Here is a 16621-nt window from a genome sequence, read left to right as displayed (position 1 = left end):
TCAGGCCTCGGCCCGCACGTGGTCGCCGAGGGCATCCATGCAGCTATCCAGACGCTGCTGGCAGCCGATGTCGGCCTCCGCCTGGGCGGTGATCACCCGGCATTCGCCAAGGCCCAGACGTTCATCGGCGATCAGTTTCCAGGCCGCCGCGCGTTCCGGCGCCAGCTCGCGGATACGCGCACACTCTTCCGGGTTGAGCAGGATCTGCACCTCGCCCGGCTCGCCCGGCATGGCCGCCAGGGCCTCTTCGGCCAGGCTCAGCAACTGGGTCGGATGCAGGGTCAGTTCGCAGCGGATGACCTGCTTGGCGACCTTCTTCACCAGTTCCAGCAGCTGTTCCTGGCGCGCCAGCTCGAAGTCCTGGGCGAAACGGCGGAACTCCGCGGCCACCTGTTCCAGCGGCCGTGCGGCATCCTCGAAGGCCTGGCGGCCTTCGCCGCGACCCTCGTCGCGACCGCGGCGCTGGCCCTCCTGGCGGCCCTGGTCGTAGCCCTCGCGCTGGCCGGCCTCGCGGCCCTGCTGCAGGCCTTCGGCGTAGCCCTTGTCGAGACCTTCCTGGAAGCCATCGGCCACTGCTCGCTGCAACTGCGCCGGATCGCCGCCCCAGTCGCCGCCGGGCATGCCGCTGGCGCGTGGCGGGAAGCGGTACGGCCGCCAGTTGCGCCCGACACCCTTGATCACCTTGACCGTCATCGTCATTCCACCGTCTGTTCGCGGAACAGCTGGATCTGCAATTCACCCTCGGCGGACATCTCGCGTACCACCGCCATGATGTCCTTGCGCACCTGCTCGACGCGGCTCAGCGGCACCGGGCCCTGACGCCGGCTGATGGATTCCATCTGCTGCGCCTGGCGCTTGGGCAACGCGCCCTGGATGGCCTTGACCAGCGCCGGCTCGGCGCCCTTGAGGGCGACCACCCACTCTTCCAGCGGGATGGCTTCGAGCAGGGTCTGCAGCACATCCGGGTTCTGCCGCGAGAGGATGAAGAAGTCGTACATCTCGTCTTCGATGCGCGTCACCAGGTCTTCGTTGTGTGCGCGCAGCAACTCGAACATCTGGTTCCGGTCGCCCTTGAAGCGGTTCATGATGTCGGCCGCCTGCTTCACCCCGCGCACCTGTGAGCCCTGGGTGGAGAGCACGCTGAGGCTGCGGTCGATCAGCTGCTCCAGCTCGGCGATCACGTCGCTGTTCACTTCACTGAGGTTGGCGATGCGATAGAGCAGCTCGTCCTGGCGCTCCACCGGCATGCACTCGAGCACGTCAGTGGCCATGCCCGGCGGCAGGAAGGCAAGGAACACCGCCTGCATCTGCGCGTGCTCCTTGGCGATCAGCGCGGCGAACTGGCGCGGGTCGATCCATTCCAGCTTGGCCATCTTGGCGCGGATTTCCTCGCCGTAGATGCTGTCCAGCAGGTTGCGGGTGATCTCGCCGCCGAGCGCCTTGCCGAGCATGCCGGCAAGGTAGCCACGCGAGGCGCCCTTGATGCTGCTCTGCTCCTTGTAGTCCTCGAAGAAGCGGCCGATCACGTCGGAGACCATCGGTTGCTTGACGTTGGACAGGCGCGCCATGGCCTGGCTGATGCCGATGATTTCCTCGCGGGAGAAATGCTTGAGCACGCCGGCGGAGATGTCGTCGCCCATGCTCAGCATGAGGATCGCCGCCTGCTCCATGGAGCCGACCGCACGCGCCGGGGCGCGCGGTTTCAGCTCGCGCCCGTCGTTAGGCTGGTTTGAGGTCTCTTTCATTGCGCCCTATCCAGTGCTTGATCACTTCCGAGACGCGCTCGGGATCGTTTTTCGCCAGCATCTGCAGGTGCTCGACCTGCAGTTCCAGACCGGAGCCCGGCGCCGGCAGACGGATTTCCGACAGCGGGTTGAGCTCGCCAAGAATGTTCACCCCGCCCAGTTCCTCATTGGCGAACTGCAGGCGCCGCTCGGCCTCCTTGGGCAGGGCGTATTCCTGCTCCCCGGCCGGCAGCGCCGTGACGGTGCTGCGCTGGGTCAGGTTGCGCAGCGCCGGGCGTACCACCAGCAGCACCAGCAGCAGGCTGATCAGGCCGAGTACGGCGAACTTGACCAGGCCGAGCACCGAGTCCTTCTCCCACCAGGGCAACGCCTCATCCAACGGCAGATCGCCCTGGGTGAAGGGGAACACGCTGAGGGTGATCACATCGCCGCGCTTGTCGCTGAAGCCCACGGCGCTCTTGATCATCGCTTCCAGGTCGGCGCGCGCCTTGTCGTTCCAACCGCCTTCGGGGGCGTTGGCGGCATTCAGTACCACCGCCACGCTCTGCTGGCGCAGGGCAAAGGCCGGGTACTTGATGTGGGTGACGCTCTGGTCGAAATCGTTGTTGCGGGTGGTCTCGTTGCGCGTCGAGGTGGCCGCCGGGTTGCTGGTCTTCAGCCCCTCGGCGGTCGGCGGCGCATTCGGATCGGCCGGTGCCGGCGCAGGCGTCGGGGCCGGGCGATTGCTCAGCGAGCCGGGCACGCCAAGGGCCAGCTGATCCAGGGTGCTCTCGTTGCGCAGCACTTCGCTGCGCAGGCGCGGTGCCTCGCCATAGGCCTGGAAGGTTTCTTCCTTCTGGCTGAAGTCGATATCGGCGGAGACGCTGATGCGGTAGTTGCCGTTGCCGAGGATCGGCGCCAGCACCTGTTCGATATTGGCCACCGCCTTCTGCTGGTAGTCATCAACCACTTCCCAGTTCTGCGACGGCCCGCCCCAGGCGCCGATGCCGCGCGAGAGCAGCGCACCATGCTGGTCGACCACGCTGACGTCCTCGGGCTTGAGCTGCGGCACGCTGCCGGCCACCAGGTTGACGATGGCCGCCACCTGCTCGGGCTTGAGCTTGTAGCCGGGGTTGAGGCGCAGCATCACCGAGGCCTTGGCCGGGTCGCGGCGGCTGACCACGAAGGAGCTGTTCTCCTCCAGGGCCAGGTGCACGCGGGCCTGCTCGATGCCCTTGAGGGCCATCACGGTGCGCGCCAGCTCACCTTCCAGGCTGCGCTTGAGGCGCACGTCCTGAACGAACTGGCTGGTACCCAGCGGCTCCTCCTTGTCGAACAGCTCGTAGCCGGCCGGCACCGCCACCTTCACGCCCTTGGCGGCGAGCAGCATGCGCGCACGCGCCATATCGGCCTCGCGCACCAGGATCTGCCCGCTCTGCGGGTGCAGGTGATAGGGCAGCGCTTCGGCATCCAGCACCTGCATGGCTTCGGCGGCCGGGAAGGCCTCGCCAGCGCCGTACAGCGGACGGAACGACTCGTTGTCGCGCCACAGGTAGAAGACCACGCCGATGGCCATCACGGCGGCCAGCGCGGCCATGCCTAGCAGGCCCAGGCGCGGATCCAGCTTGAAGCCGCTGGCGGGCAGTTTGCTCTTGATCAGTTGCAGCACGTTGGCTTACCCGGGCCCGTCAGAGGGGCATTCTCATGATGTCGTCGAAGGCGCCGGCGAGCTTGTTGCGCACCTGCAGCAGAGCGGTGAAGGACAGGCTGGCCTTCTGGCTGTCGATCATCGCGCCGACCAGATCCTCGCTCTTGCCGCTGTCCACCGCGGCCATGGCTGCCCCGGCCTGCTGCTGGTCGGCATCCACCGCACGCAGCGCCTGCTCGAAGCTGTCCGCGATACCGGTTGCGGCGGCCGGGCTGCCCTGCAGCTGGGCCGGGCTGATCGCCGCGCCTTCGGCGATGTGACTGAACTGCTCCAGCTGGCCGAGCAGGCCCTGCTGAATCTGCGAGATGGCGGTCATGCTTGTGCTCCGGGCAAGGTTAAAGAGGAAGCTGGACGCCCTGCTCGCGCATGGCGTTGAGGCGATAGCGCAGGGCGCGGGTGGTCATGCCGAGGCTTTCCGCAGCACGGGTCTTGTGCCCGCCGCAGCGGCGAATGGTGTCGATCACATGCTGGTACTCGGCCCACTTGCCGCTGGCCCGCAGCGCCGCCTTGCCGCCTTCGGCCAGTGCCAGCGGACTGCGCTCGGGCTCCTGGGCGGGCAGCGCCACGCCTTGCAGACCGAGGTCGCGCGGCTGGATGAACAAACCGTTGCGCAGCACCAGGGCGCGCTGCAGGGTGTTTTCCAGCTCGCGCACGTTGCCCGGCCAGTCGTGAGCGAGCAGCGCACGGCAGGCTTCGGCGGTGAGCAGGTCGTGCTGCTGTTCCTGCGGCGCGTACTGGCAGATGAAGCGCCGCGCCAGCGGCAGCACATCTTCCTTGCGCTCGCGCAGCGGGCTGATATGCAGCGGCAGCACGTCGAGGCGGAACATCAGGTCGGCGCGGAAACGCCCGGCACTCACCTCGTCCTGCAGGTCGCGGTTGGTGGCGGCGATGATGCGCACATTGAGCGCAATCTCCTTGCGCCCGCCCAGGCGCTCCACCCGCTGCTCCTGCAGCACGCGCAGCAGCTTGGCCTGCAGCGCCAAGGGCAACTCGCCGATCTCGTCGAGCAGCAGGGTGCCGCCATTGGCCAGTTCGAACTTGCCGGGCTGGGCGGTCACCGCGCCGGTGAAGGCGCCCTTCTCGTGGCCGAACAGAATGGACTCGAGCATCTGCTCGGGAATCGCCGCGCAGTTGACGGCAATAAAGGGCGCATCGCCCTCGGCGGAAAAACGGTGGATGTAGCGCGCCATCAGCTCCTTGCCGGTACCGGTTTCGCCGGTGATCAGAATCGGCGCGCGGGTCATCGCCACGCGCTGGGCCATGGCCAGCAGGCGGCGGCCGGCCTGGGAGCAGGAGACGAAGCCTTCCTGGGCCGCGGCAGCCTGTTCGTGACGGTGCAACAGGGCGGCCAGCTGGGCCTCGCTGAACGGCGACAGCAGGTAGTCGACACAGCCCAGTTCGAGCAGCGCGGCAGCTTTTTCCTGGTCGACGTACTCGACGATCGGCACCAGGCTGACCTGCCCGGCCTGGCGCACCACGGTGCCGACCTGGGCATACAGCTCGGCGGTGGCCAGGCCACTGGCGAACACGAACACTAGGCCGGCGTCCGCCAGCAGGCGGCCGTCCAGTTCAGCCAGGGCGGCACAGCTGTGCACCCGGCAACCCTGGCGACGCAGGCCGTCCACCAGCAAGGCATAACTGTCGTGCGCCGGCGTGCCGACCACAATGGCAGAGTTGTTCTCCGGCATCGGCGACATATAACTCACTGCTTGGCTGAGAGACTTCAACGGCAATTACCTGTTCGCGCTGCCGACACTCGGCAATCAAGGATGCATGGCTGCGCAATGTGAACTGCTACTGCGCAAAAAATTCTTCATTGGCATTTAATATGGCTCCACACAGGGTCGCCTTAGTGCCTTGTGCGAACAACTTCCGGGGAACTTCAAAGCCCCCAATCCGTCACACGCAGGGCAACCTAGCAAAAGTGACGAAATTCACGAAATTACTTCTGCTTAAATTAAATCAAGCCGCCGCAGGCGTTCTCAAAGACACCATTTGAGATTTATTGATTTAAATTTTCAGCCCTTCCGCGCCTAGACTTCGCCCATGCCAGTAGCCGCGCCCAGCCAGGGCCAGCGAGGGCTACAGGCGCTTCCCCTGCCATGCGGCAGCAGCGTATCAGTGTTGTCGGGGTCTCCTGCAGAGATCGTCCGGCGACGATTGAATGTCCTGCAGGGCAAATCAGGAATTACGGCTCAGCACCATGACTGGTCACTCCAAAGTCTATCATCGCGTGCCCGCGGAAAGTCTGACCCGGTTAAAACCGCAGAAGTTGGGCCGGCACTATCACAAGATTCCGCAATTCATTCGGGAAATTGCCAGCAAATACCCGCGGGCAATCAGCGACTATTTCCTGCGCAATTACCGGATCAATCTCGAACTGCATAAAGTGGATGTTCACGAAGAGCGCGAAAGTGCTCCCGAGTGCATCTATAAGGCCAGCCTCGGCAAAGTCGGTTTCGCCATCGACCGGCCGCTGCTGACCGAAGCCCTGGAGTGCTACTACGGTGGCACCGGGCTGCCCAGCCACGAGCAGACGCCGATCAGCACCTCCGAGCAGCGCATGCGCCAGCGCCTGGGTATGGACATCACGCAGATCTTCGCCCGCAGCCTGCTGTCCGGTTCGACCTTCGGCCCGCTGAGCAACCACGACAACGATTTCGATCAGGCGGTCTGGGAGTACGTGGCCGAGTTCACCTACACCAGCCACCTGAGCGGCACCCAGTCGTCGATCTACCTGTACCTGGACAACCAGCTGGTCGACGAGCTGACCACCCGCCTGACCGGCCCGGCCGGCAGTAGCCTGAGTGGCAATCCGGCCCACCATATCCAGCACCTGCCGGTGCGCCTGGAGTGCGTGGTGGCCGCCCTGCAGATGCCGCTGGCACAGGTGCTCGAACTGCGCCTGGGCGACATCCTCATGGTGCGCCTGCTGGAGCGCAGCGAAGTGCGGGTCAACCAGCAGCGGCTGTTCCGCGGCAGCATTTTCGAAGACGACGGCTCCCTCTTTCTAACCTCCCTTGAGAGCGTGAAAAACCCATGAACGGCTCCCTTTCCGATAACGATTTCGACGCCCTGATCGGCGACGGCGACCTGGCCCTGGCCACCCCCGTCAGCGAGGAGTCCGTGCCGGACGCCAGCCTGCCGCAGCAGGATCTGAGCTTCTTCGGCAAGATCCCGGTCAACGTCACCCTGGAGGTCGCCTCCACCGAGATCTCCCTCAAGGAGCTGATGGAAGTCGATGCCAGCAGCGTGATCGTGCTCGACAAGCTGGCCGGCGAGCCGCTCGATGTGAAGGTCAACGGCGCCCTGTTCGCCAAGGCCGAAGTGGTGGTGATGAATGGCAGCTACGGCCTGCGCATCGTCGAGCTGTCCGGCAGCGGCCTGAGCGACCTGCGCGCATGATCCGCGCACGCACCCTTGCCCGCACGGGCCTGCTGCTGGCGGGCCTGTGCCCGCTGCTGGCCCAGGCGGCAGGGGGCGAAGTCTCGCTGTTCAGCCTGAACGACACGGCGAACGGCCAGGAGCTCAGCGTCAAGCTGCAGATCCTCATCGTCATGACCCTGCTCGGCTTCCTGCCGGCGATGCTGATGATGATGACCTGTTTCACCCGCTTCATCATCGTGCTGGCCATCCTGCGCCAGGCCATCGGCCTGCAGCAGAGCCCGCCGAACAACGTGCTGATCGGCATCGCCCTGTGCCTGACCATGCTGGTGATGCGCCCGGTCTGGCAGGAGATGTACAGCACCGCCTACCAGCCGTTCGAAGCCGACCAGATCACCCTGGAACAGGGCCTGGGCCGGGCCAAGGACACCCTGTCGCGCTTCATGCTGGCGCAGACCAGCAAGACCTCGCTGGAAACCATGGTCGCTCTGGCCGGCGAGAAGGTGCCGGAAAAACTGCAGGAGCTGGACTTCAGCCTGCTGCTGCCGGCCTTCGTCCTCAGCGAGCTGAAAACCGCCTTCCAGCTCGGCTTCATGATCTTCATTCCGTTTCTGGTGATCGACCTGGTGGTGGCCAGTGTGCTGATGGCGATGGGCATGATGATGCTGTCGCCGATGATGATCTCGCTGCCGTTCAAGCTGATGATCTTCGTTCTGGTCGATGGCTGGGCGCTGATGATGGGCACCCTCACCTCCAGCGTGCAGCCGTTCTAGGTACCCGCCATGCTCACTCCGGACAGCGCTGTCGAAATCGTCTCCAACGCCGTGCACATCACCACCCTGATCGTCTGCGTGCTGATCGTGCCAAGCCTGATCGGCGGCCTGCTGGTGAGCGTGTTCCAGGCCGCCACCCAGATCAACGAGCAGATGCTCAGCTTCCTGCCGCGCCTGCTGATCACCCTGGGCATGCTGGTGTTCGCCGGGCACTGGATCCTGCGCACCCTGAGCGATCTGTTCATCGAGACCTTCAAGCAGGCCGGGCACCTGGTCGGCTGATGCCATGCACGGGGAACCGATCTTTCAGGCCGGGCACTACCTGCAGCAGCTGCAGGGCTACTGGTGGCCGTTCTGCCGCATCCTCGCGCTGTTCAGCTTCGCCCCGCTGTTCAGCCACAAGGCCGTGCCCAAGCAGGTGCGCCTGCTGCTCGCGCTGGCCGTGACCCTGGCCCTGGCCGCCGCCCTGCCGGCGCCGGCGCAGATCGACCCGCTGTCGCTGCACGGCCTGCTCACCGCCCTGGAACAGATCGCCATCGGCCTGCTGCTGGGCCTGTCGCTGCAGCTGGTGTTCACCGTGTTCACCCTGGTCGGCGACGTGGTCTCGACCCAGCTCGGCCTGAGCATGGCGGTGTACAACGACCCGATCAACGGGGTGTCGTCGTCCTCGATCCTGTTCCAGCTGTACTTCGTGCTGCTGGTGTTCCTGTTCTTCGCCATCGACGGCCACCTGCTGGCGGTCAGCGTGCTGTACCAGAGCTTCGTCTACTGGCCGGTGGGCAGTGGCCTGCGCTACGAGGGTTTCGAGACGCTGATCCACGCACTGTCCTGGGTGCTCGCCGCCGCCGTGCTGATCACCCTACCGGTCGTCTTCTGCATGACCCTGGTGCAGTTCTGCTTCGGCCTGCTCAACCGAATCTCGCCGGCGCTCAACCTGTTCTCCCTGGGTTTTCCCATGGCCATCCTGGCCGGCCTGCTGTGCATCCACCTGACCCTGCCGCACCTGCCGGAAAGCTACCTGCACCTGAGCCGCGAACTGCTCGACAACCTCGGCCTGATGCTGCGCGGAGGTGGCCGTGGCTGATGCACACAGTGCCCAGGAAAAGACCGAAGAGGCCTCCCAGCAGAAACTCAAGAAGAGCCGCGAGGACGGCCAGACGGCGCGCTCCAAGGATCTCGCCACCACCGTCTCGCTGCTGGTCACCCTGTATGTCCTCAAGTTCAGCGCCCTGCACTTCTACCAGGGTCTGCAGCAGAGTTTCCGGCTCGCCTACCTCGACCGCGGCGAGATCGGCCTCGACGACCTCGACCTGATCCTCACTCACAACCTGCTGCTGTTCATCCAGATGCTCGCCCCGCTGCTGATCACCCCGCTGCTGGTGGTGATCTTCGGCCTGGTGCCGGGCGGCTGGGTGTTCGCCGCGAAGAATTTCAGCCCGCAGTTCTCCAAGCTCAATCCGCTGACCGGCCTGGGCCGCATGTTCGGCACGCAGAACTGGGTGGAGCTGGGTAAGTCGCTGCTGAAGATCGGCGTGCTGGTGACGGTGGCCTGCCTGCAGATCCTGCAGGCCACGCCCAAGCTGATCGCCCTGCAGCGCGACAACCTGAGCGAGGCCATCGGCAGCGCCTTCGCCCTGACCTACGACCTGCTGCAGACCCTGCTGCTGGTGTTCGTGCTGTTCGCCCTGATCGACATTCCGCTGCAGCACTTCTTCTTCCGCAAGAAGCTGCGCATGACCAAGCAGGAACGCAAGGAAGAGCACAAGAACCAGGAGGGCCGCCCGGAGGTCAAGGCGCGCATCCGCCAGGTACAGCGCCAGCTGCTGCAGCGGCAGATCAACCGGGTGATCAAGCAGGCCGACGTGGTCATCGTCAACCCGGTGCACTTCGCCGTGGCGCTGCGCTACGACCCGAAGAAGGCCCAGGCCCCCTACGTGATCGCCAGGGGCGTCGACGAGACCGCCCTGTACATCCGCAAGATGGCCCAGGCCCACAGCCTGGAAGTCCTCGAGGTGCCGCCGCTGGCGCGCGCCATCTACTTCACCACCCAGGTCAACCAGCAGATCCCGGCCCAGTTGTACAAGGCCGTGGCCCATGTCCTGACCTACATCCTGCAGCTCAAGGCCTTCCGCCAGGGGCGCAGGAGCCAGCCGGCCGTGCTGGCACGCAACCTTGAAATCCCCGATGAACTGCTGAGCCGAGCCCAACCATGACCCTACTCCAGCAATTGACCCTCACCCTGCGCAGCGGGCGCATTGCCATCCCGCTGCTGGTTCTGGCGGTGCTGGCGATGATCATCCTGCCGCTGCCGCCGCTGCTGCTGGATGTGCTGTTCACCTTCAACATCGGTCTGGCAATCCTGGTGCTGCTGGTCAGCGTGTCGTCGCGGCGGCCGCTGGACTTCTCCCTGCTGCCCACCGTGGTGCTGGTCACCACCCTGCTGCGCCTGTGCCTGAACGTGGCCTCCACCCGCGTGGTGCTGCTCCACGGCCATACCGGCACGGACGCCGCGGGCAAGGTGATCGAGGCCTTCGGCGAAGTGGTGATCGGCGGCAACTTCATCGTCGGCATGATCGTCTTCGTGATCCTGATGATCATCAACTTCATGGTCATCACCAAGGGTGGCGAGCGCATCTCCGAGGTGACCGCGCGCTTCACCCTGGACGCCCTGCCCGGCAAACAGATGGCCATCGACGCCGACCTCAACGCCGGCCTGATCAGCCAGGACGAAGCCAAGCAGCGCCGTGCCGAAGTGGCCAAGGAAGCCGACTTCTACGGGGCCATGGACGGCGCCAGCAAGTTCGTCCGTGGCGATGCCATCGCCGGCATCCTGATCCTCATGATCAACCTGTTCGGCGGCCTGGCCATCGGCGTGCTGATGTACGACCTGCCGGCCGGCGAAGCCTTCCGCCAGTACGCCCTGCTGACCATCGGCGACGGCCTGGTGGCGCAGATTCCGGCGCTGCTGCTGTCCACCGCGGCGGCGATCATCGTCACCCGGGTCAACGAATCGGCGGAAATCACCAGCCTGGTGCACAAGCAGATGCTCGCCTCGCCGACGCTGCTGTACACCGTGGCCAGCATCGTGCTGGTGCTCGGCCTGGTGCCGGGCATGCCGCACCTGGCCTTTATCGGCTTTGCCGCGCTGATCGCCTTTATCGCCTGGCGCGTGGCCCAGGCCGAGCCGCCGAGCGAAGCGGCGACCCTCGAGCAGGCCGAAGCGATCAGCAAGGCGATGGATCAGGAGCGCGCGCAGAACCTGGCCTGGGAAGACATCCCGCTGGTCGAGCGGCTGTCCATCTCGCTCGGCTACAAGCTGGTCGGGCTGGTCAACGAGGCCTCCGGCGCGCCCCTGCCGCAGCGGGTGCGTGGAGTACGCCAGACCCTCTCGGAAAGCCTCGGCTTCCTCCTCCCGGAAGTGCAGATCCGCGACAGCCTCAGGCTCAAGGCGGCGCAGTACAACATCCATATCAACGGTGAGCGGATCGACGGTGCCGAGCTGCACGCCGACCGCCTGATGGCCATTCCCGGCCCCGAACTGTACGGCGAGATCGACGGCATCCTCGGCACCGACCCGGCCTACCGCATGCAGGTGGTGTGGATTCTGCCGCCGGACAAGGCGCGCGCCCTCAACCTCGGCTACCAGGTGATCGACTGCGCCAGCGTGATCGCCACCCACCTGAACAAGGTGGTGCGCGAACACCTGCCGGAGATCTTCAAGCACGACGATGTGGAACACCTGATGCAGCGCCTGACGGTGCAGGCGCCGAAGCTGGCCGACCACCTCAAGGCGGCGCTGAGCTTCACCCAGCAGCACCGCGTGTATCGCCAGCTGCTGCAGGAAGAAGTGCCGCTCAAGGACATAGTGACCATCGCCACCACCCTGCTCGAAGGCAGCGAAACCACCAAGGATCCGGTGCTGCTGGCCTCCGATGTGCGCTACGCGCTGCGCCGCAGCATCGTTAGTGGCATTGCCGGCGAGCGCCGCGAGCTGACCGTGTTCATCCTCGACAATGCCCTGGAGAACACCCTGCTCAGCGCCCTGTCCATCGCCCAGCAGGCCGGCCCGGTGAGCCTGGACAACATCCCGGTGGAGCCGCACCTGCTCAACCAGTTGCAGAACGCCATGCCGGTGGTGAAGGAGAAGCTGCGCAAGGACGGCCATCCGCCGATCCTCACCGTGATGCCGCAGCTGCGTCCGCTGCTGGCCCGTTACGCGCGGGTGTTCAGCCCCGGCCTGCACGTGCTGTCGCAAAACGAGATTCCGGAAAAGGTGGCGGTGAACATTCTCGGCAGCCTGGGCTAAGCCCCGGCTTCAGGCACAGCCCGGGTTACGCCAGCCTCACACCTTGAGGCTGCGCGACAGGCTCTGGGTGGCCTTGAGCGAGGCCACCAGCTCGACGAACGCCGGTGCCGGCGCGGCCAGGGCAAAGCCCTGTTCGTAACGCCCGGCTCGCCCGGCGCGGCGCGACCACTGGCAGACCAGATCCACCTCCACTAGGCGGTAGCGGCCTTCGCGTACCGGCACTTCGATGCTGGCCTGGAGGCAGGCGCCGCTGACCAGCTCGCCCTCGGCGATCAGCCGCAGGCCGCCCAGCGACAGGTCGGCGATCAACCCCAGCGGTTCGCCACTGGCGCGCTCGAGCAGTTGCAGACGGTTGGCGGGACGGAATACGACTCGGCTGTGCTGACGCATGGATTCTTGGCTTTCTGACTCGCGAACCGCTGCCTTCCTGGCCACGCCCGCGCTGCTGACTCGACGACACCCCGGGTTCCGCCGGGGTACTGCAGGGATGAGCGGCACGGCCTATCGCCATACCGCCCCGGCAATGCTACGCGAGCGCGAGATCAAGTGATCTCAAAAGTCATCAAGCCGCCACTGCCGGAGCGCTCAGGCGATAGCCGGCGTCGCGCTGACGCACGACCAGGCCACAGGCGTTCAAGCGGCAGAGTACCTGGCGCACGGTCATCAGGGAAATCTGCTCGCTGGCCTGCTGCAGCTCGGTGAACAGGGCCCGTGACGACAGGGAACGGCTGTCCTGCTCGGCCCGCAGGAGCACTTCGAGCACCTTCAGGCGCACCAGGCTGACTTTCAACCCGGCCTCCTGCAACAGAATCTTCAACTGCTGACGCTGATTGGTATCCATGCTTTCTCCCTGCCTTGAGCACCACCGAACGGCGGCTGCCTTCCCTGTCCAACGCCCCTGCGCAGACCTGTGCAGCCTTTCGGCTGGGAACATGATCGTGGCTCTCGCGTGAAAATTTCGTCCTTCTCCTTATGACGAATGAAACGGGCAAAACCTGTAGTTGATCTGAAACTTTTTTTGTCTCGCCTGCCCCCGGCCTTTGTGATATTTCTCAAGCACATCGGCTTCCCTGGCCTGCCAGGGCGTCAGCGGCAACCGAATAGAAAAGAGCCGCGGCGCAGCCGTTGATTTAAGGGGGCGGCAGGCATATAGCCCTGCCGGAAACAGACAAGCCAGCTGGGGAAAGAAATGAAAAGGCTTGTGCTGCTGATCGTTGTGCTGGCGCTGGCCGGCTGTTCCGCGACTGCCAAGACGTACGAGAAGAAGGGCCGCAAGGGCCTCAATATCAATTGCTCCGGGCTCACCTCAAGCTGGGAGAAATGCGAAGAGAAAGCCATCCGCGCCTGTGGCCCCAAGGGCTACAAGGTGATCGCCCGCGCCGGTGAAGACCAGGGCGACGAGGACGATCCAGCCGATTTCGCCTTCGGCCTCAACCCCGCCGGTTTCTCCAGCCGCAGCATGATCGTGCTCTGCAAGTAAGCCCCGCCGCTCGACTCCCGGCCACAGGCAACGGAATGCCGCCTGTTGCAGCCCACCCGCCCGCCATATCCGCGCCCCTGTGTTAGCAGTTCGTCGTGCCAGGGTTTAGGTTCTGTACGAAAAGTGTCTGCGCTCGGCCATGCTGCGTTAAAAACCGGCTCGGCAAGCTGCTTGCAGCTAACGCGCTTTAGCGCGACCCGAAGGGCGAGTGAAACGAGTCATGCTCATTTACAGCTCGTAAACTGCGCCTCCTCACCGATCTTTGCCTTGCCTGACCTTCGCTCGACGACTTTTCGTACAGAACCTAGGCTCTAGCTGCACCTTGCCCCTGGAGCTTCGCATGAGCCTGTCGCTGCTGAACCGCTATGCCTTCTTCGCCTTCTGCGTGCTGTTCACCCTGCTCAGCCTGCCCTTTCTCGGCGCCCATGGCTGGCTGTGGCCGCTGACCCTGCTCGCTGCCGCGCTCAGCCTGGTGGGCATCAACGACCTGTTGCAGACCCGCCAGGCGGTACGCCGCAACTACCCGATCCTGGGCAATATCCGCTACCTGGTGGAAGCCATCCGCCCGGAAATCCGCCAGTACCTGCTGGAGGCCGACGGCGACAAGCTGCCGTTCTCGCGGGCACAGCGTTCGCTGGTCTACGCGCGGGCGAAGAACCAGAGCGCCGACAAGCCGTTCGGCACCCTGAGCGACGTCTACCGCAGCGATTTCGAGTTCATCGGCCACTCCATGCTGCCGGCCGAGCACTGCGACCCCGCCACTTTCCGCGTCAGCATCGGCGGGCCGCAGTGCAGCCAGCCGTATTCGGCCTCGGTATTCAACATCTCGGCCATGAGCTTCGGCTCGCTCAGCGCCAACGCCATCCGCGCGCTGAACCAGGGCGCCCGCCTCGGCGGTTTCTACCACGACACCGGCGAAGGCAGCATCAGCCCCTACCACCGCGAACATGGCGGCGACCTGGTGTGGGAGCTGGGCAGCGGCTACTTCGGCTGTCGCGACGAGCAGGGCCGTTTCGACCCGCAGCGCTTCGCCGAGCAGGCCACCAGCGCCCAGGTGAAGATGATCGAGATCAAGCTCAGCCAGGGCGCCAAGCCCGGCCATGGCGGCATCCTGCCCAAGCACAAGGTGACCGCGGAAATCTCCCAGACCCGTGGCGTGCCGATGGGCCAGGACTGCATCTCGCCGGCGCGCCACAGTGCCTTCGCCACCCCGCTGGAGATGCTCCAGTTCATCAGCCAGCTGCGTGAATTGAGCGGCGGCAAGCCGGTGGGCTTCAAGTTCTGCCTGGGCCATCCGTGGGAATTCATGGGCATCGCCAAGGCCATGCTGGCGACCGGCATCCTCCCCGACTTCATCGTCATCGACGGCAAGGAAGGCGGCACCGGCGCGGCGCCCCTGGAGTTCACCGACCATATCGGCGTACCACTGCGCGAGGGCCTGCTGTTCGTCCACAACACCCTGGTCGGCCTCAACCTGCGCGACAAGATCCGCCTCGGCGCCAGCGGCAAGATGGTCAGCGCCTTCGACATCGCCAGCGTCATGGCCCTGGGCGCCGACTGGGTCAACTCCGCACGCGGCTTCATGTTCGCCATCGGCTGCATCCAGTCGCAGAGCTGCCACACCAACAAGTGCCCGACCGGCGTGGCCACCCAGGACAAGCTGCGCCAGCGCGCCCTGGTGGTGCCGGACAAGGCTGAGCGGGTGCACAACTTCCACCGCAACACGCTCAAGGCCCTGGCCGAGATGATCGCCGCCGCCGGCCTCAGCCACCCGTCGCAGATCGAGGCCAAACACCTGGTGCGGCGCATGTCGGCCAGCGAGATCAAGCTGTACTCGCAGCTGCATGTGTTCCTCAAGCCCGGCGAGCTGCTCGGCGACAGCCCCTCCGGCGAGTTCTACTCACGCATGTGGCGCATGGCGCAGGCCGACAGCTTCGAGGCCGCCACGCTCTAGAATGCCCATCAAAGCGACTAGGTAGTCAGCTAATCATTGATTACACTGGCCTGTCTTGAATGGCACAAGGCCACCATTGATGCGCACCCTGTATCAGTTCCCGATCTCCCACTACTGCGAGAAAACCCGCTGGCACCTGGATCACAAGGGCCTCGATTACCGGGTGGACAACCTCTTCCCGGCCCTGCATCGCATGCGCAGCCGGCGCCTGGCCGGCATCGCCACCCTGCCGATCCTGCAGGACGGCGCCCAGGTGGTCGGCGACTCCACGCGCATCGCCCTGCATCTGGAAGAACACTACCCGGCCCTGCCGCTGCTGCCGAAGAATGCCGAACTGCGCGCCCAGGTGCTCGAACTGGAAGAACACTTCGACCGCCTCGGCGTGCATGTGCGGCGCTGGCTGTATGGCCAGATCAAGGACTGGAGCACGGTGATGCACGCCATGCTCAAGGTCTACCGCCCCTGGTTCGGCCTGCGCGACCTGATGAAGCCGCTGCTGATCAACGGCGTACAGCGCCTCTATGGCGTGACGCCGGAGCGGGTGGCCAAATCCCGGGACGAGCTGCTGGCCGGGCTCGAGCTGATCGAGCAGCGCATCGGCGGTGACCCGAGCCGCTACCTGGTCGGTGACCGCCTGAGCCTGGCCGATGTCGCCGCCGCGGCGCTCTATGCCCCGCTGTTCACCCCGACCGGCACGCCCTGGGAAGGCATTGCCGGGCACGATGGCGAGACCCAGCGCTTCCTCGACCAGCTCAACGCCCGCCCCGCCGGCCAGTGGGTGCTGCGCCGCTATGCCAAGGATCGCGCGCGCCGCTTCTGAGTGGCGCGCTATTCGCTCCAGGGGTCATAACTGCCCAGGCTCCACAGGTGCCCCTCCAGATCACGGCAGGTGAAACCGCGACCGCCATACTCCTCATCCTTGATGGCAATCACTATCTCCGCCCCGGCCTGCTGCGCGCGGGCATAGGCGGCATCGGGGTCGGCCAACACCAGGTAGATGCCCTGGGTGTTGCCGCCCACCGCGCGCGGCTCGCGCATCTGCTTGCCGTAGTCGCCATCTTTCAGCGAACCGAGCATCAGCATGCCGTGCTCGTGCAGCAGCTGGGCATGCTCGATCAGGCCGTTGCCGGCCGAAACGCGTAGATGTTCGCGCAGGCCGAACACCTGGCACAGCCAGGCGATGGCGGCCGGGGCGTCGCGGTAAAGCACGCAGGGAATCAGACTGGAACCCCTTTCCATCTCGTTTTCCTCCAGTGTCGTCAGGTGCGGGCCGCTGCGGCCCCAGCACCAGT

General features: G+C 65.3%; 18 protein-coding genes. 10 read left to right on the top strand and 8 right to left on the bottom strand.

Translation table 11 applies throughout. The features are described from left to right. From fliH to A9179_RS06085, 5 genes are read right to left on the bottom strand one after another with little or no spacing between them, the layout of a single operon-like run. Complete coding sequence (gene fliH, locus A9179_RS06105) at positions 1–693, bottom strand: flagellar assembly protein FliH (protein ID WP_187804943.1); 693 nt, start codon at positions 691–693, stop codon at positions 1–3. Positions 694–695: 2 nt separating this feature from the next. After that, positions 696–1745 carry a FliG C-terminal domain-containing protein gene (locus tag A9179_RS06100; RefSeq protein WP_187804942.1) on the bottom strand — a complete coding sequence of 350 codons (1050 nt, stop codon included), beginning with the start codon at positions 1743–1745 and terminating at the stop codon, positions 696–698. Beyond that, the gene (gene fliF, locus A9179_RS06095; protein ID WP_187804941.1) at positions 1720–3393 is read right to left on the bottom strand and encodes a flagellar basal-body MS-ring/collar protein FliF; all 1674 of its coding nucleotides are present in this window, start codon (positions 3391–3393) and stop codon (positions 1720–1722) included. Before fliF ends, A9179_RS06100 begins: the two co-directional genes overlap by 26 nt. Before the next feature lie 19 nt (positions 3394–3412). Further along, a complete protein-coding gene (locus tag A9179_RS06090) occupies positions 3413–3748 on the bottom strand; it encodes a flagellar hook-basal body complex protein FliE (RefSeq protein WP_187804940.1) in 336 nt (111 codons plus the stop codon). A 19-nt stretch (positions 3749–3767) separates the two neighbouring features. Next, complete coding sequence (locus A9179_RS06085) at positions 3768–5120, bottom strand: sigma-54 dependent transcriptional regulator (RefSeq protein WP_262410670.1); 1353 nt, start codon at positions 5118–5120, stop codon at positions 3768–3770. Between the two features lie 515 nt (positions 5121–5635). Here A9179_RS06085 and A9179_RS06080 point away from each other — a divergent pair. The 7 genes from A9179_RS06080 to A9179_RS06050 are packed head-to-tail and all read left to right on the top strand — an operon-like array spanning position 5636 to position 11895. Further along, positions 5636–6475: a FliM/FliN family flagellar motor C-terminal domain-containing protein gene (locus A9179_RS06080; protein ID WP_187804938.1), complete on the top strand. Its 840-nt coding sequence runs from the start codon at positions 5636–5638 to the stop codon at positions 6473–6475. Then, complete coding sequence (fliN, locus tag A9179_RS06075) at positions 6472–6837, top strand: flagellar motor switch protein FliN (protein WP_187804937.1); 366 nt, start codon at positions 6472–6474, stop codon at positions 6835–6837. The genes A9179_RS06080 and fliN overlap by 4 nt, the downstream gene beginning before the upstream one ends. Then, a complete protein-coding gene (gene fliP / locus A9179_RS06070; RefSeq protein WP_187804936.1) occupies positions 6834–7589 on the top strand; it encodes a flagellar type III secretion system pore protein FliP in 756 nt (251 codons plus the stop codon). Before fliN ends, fliP begins: the two co-directional genes overlap by 4 nt. Before the next feature lie 9 nt (positions 7590–7598). Further along, positions 7599–7871, top strand: coding sequence for a flagellar biosynthetic protein FliQ (locus A9179_RS06065; RefSeq protein ID WP_187804935.1), 273 nt, complete (start codon positions 7599–7601; stop codon positions 7869–7871). 4 nt (positions 7872–7875) lie between these two features. Continuing rightward, a complete protein-coding gene (gene fliR / locus A9179_RS06060; RefSeq protein WP_187804934.1) occupies positions 7876–8673 on the top strand; it encodes a flagellar biosynthetic protein FliR in 798 nt (265 codons plus the stop codon). Next, the gene (gene flhB, locus A9179_RS06055) at positions 8666–9802 is read left to right on the top strand and encodes a flagellar type III secretion system protein FlhB (protein ID WP_187804933.1); all 1137 of its coding nucleotides are present in this window, start codon (positions 8666–8668) and stop codon (positions 9800–9802) included. Before fliR ends, flhB begins: the two co-directional genes overlap by 8 nt. Next, positions 9799–11895, top strand: coding sequence for a flagellar biosynthesis protein FlhA (locus A9179_RS06050; RefSeq protein WP_187804932.1), 2097 nt, complete (start codon positions 9799–9801; stop codon positions 11893–11895). The genes flhB and A9179_RS06050 overlap by 4 nt, the downstream gene beginning before the upstream one ends. Before the next feature lie 36 nt (positions 11896–11931). Here A9179_RS06050 and A9179_RS06045 read toward each other — a convergent pair whose 3' ends face one another. Continuing rightward, complete coding sequence (locus A9179_RS06045; RefSeq protein WP_187804931.1) at positions 11932–12285, bottom strand: PilZ domain-containing protein; 354 nt, start codon at positions 12283–12285, stop codon at positions 11932–11934. A 172-nt stretch (positions 12286–12457) separates the two neighbouring features. Next, positions 12458–12736 (bottom strand): transcriptional repressor, encoded by a 279-nt coding sequence (locus A9179_RS06040; RefSeq protein WP_187804930.1) that lies wholly within the window; start codon positions 12734–12736, stop codon positions 12458–12460. A 348-nt stretch (positions 12737–13084) separates the two neighbouring features. On the opposite strand from A9179_RS06040, the gene A9179_RS06035 reads away from it, so the two are divergent. The 3 genes from A9179_RS06035 to A9179_RS06025 all read left to right on the top strand — a co-directional run bounded on the left by A9179_RS06035 (position 13085) and on the right by A9179_RS06025 (position 16149). Next, entirely contained in the window at positions 13085–13375 is a 291-nt protein-coding gene (locus A9179_RS06035) for a hypothetical protein (protein WP_187804929.1), read from the top strand. A 340-nt stretch (positions 13376–13715) separates the two neighbouring features. Beyond that, on the top strand, positions 13716–15329 hold the full coding sequence (locus tag A9179_RS06030) for an FMN-binding glutamate synthase family protein (RefSeq protein ID WP_187804928.1): 1614 nt from the start codon (positions 13716–13718) through the stop codon (positions 15327–15329). 79 nt (positions 15330–15408) lie between these two features. Beyond that, entirely contained in the window at positions 15409–16149 is a 741-nt protein-coding gene (locus A9179_RS06025; RefSeq protein ID WP_187804927.1) for a glutathione S-transferase family protein, read from the top strand. An 8-nt stretch (positions 16150–16157) separates the two neighbouring features. Here A9179_RS06025 and A9179_RS06020 read toward each other — a convergent pair whose 3' ends face one another. After that, positions 16158–16568: a VOC family protein gene (locus A9179_RS06020; RefSeq protein ID WP_187804926.1), complete on the bottom strand. Its 411-nt coding sequence runs from the start codon at positions 16566–16568 to the stop codon at positions 16158–16160. Positions 16569–16621 lie beyond the last annotated feature (53 nt).

It is taken from the genome of Pseudomonas alcaligenes (assembly GCF_014490745.1).
GTDB lineage: Bacteria > Pseudomonadota > Gammaproteobacteria > Pseudomonadales > Pseudomonadaceae > Aquipseudomonas > Aquipseudomonas alcaligenes_C.
The sequence above is the reverse complement of the archived record's forward strand: the minus strand, read 5'-3'. Positions and strand labels throughout refer to the sequence as shown.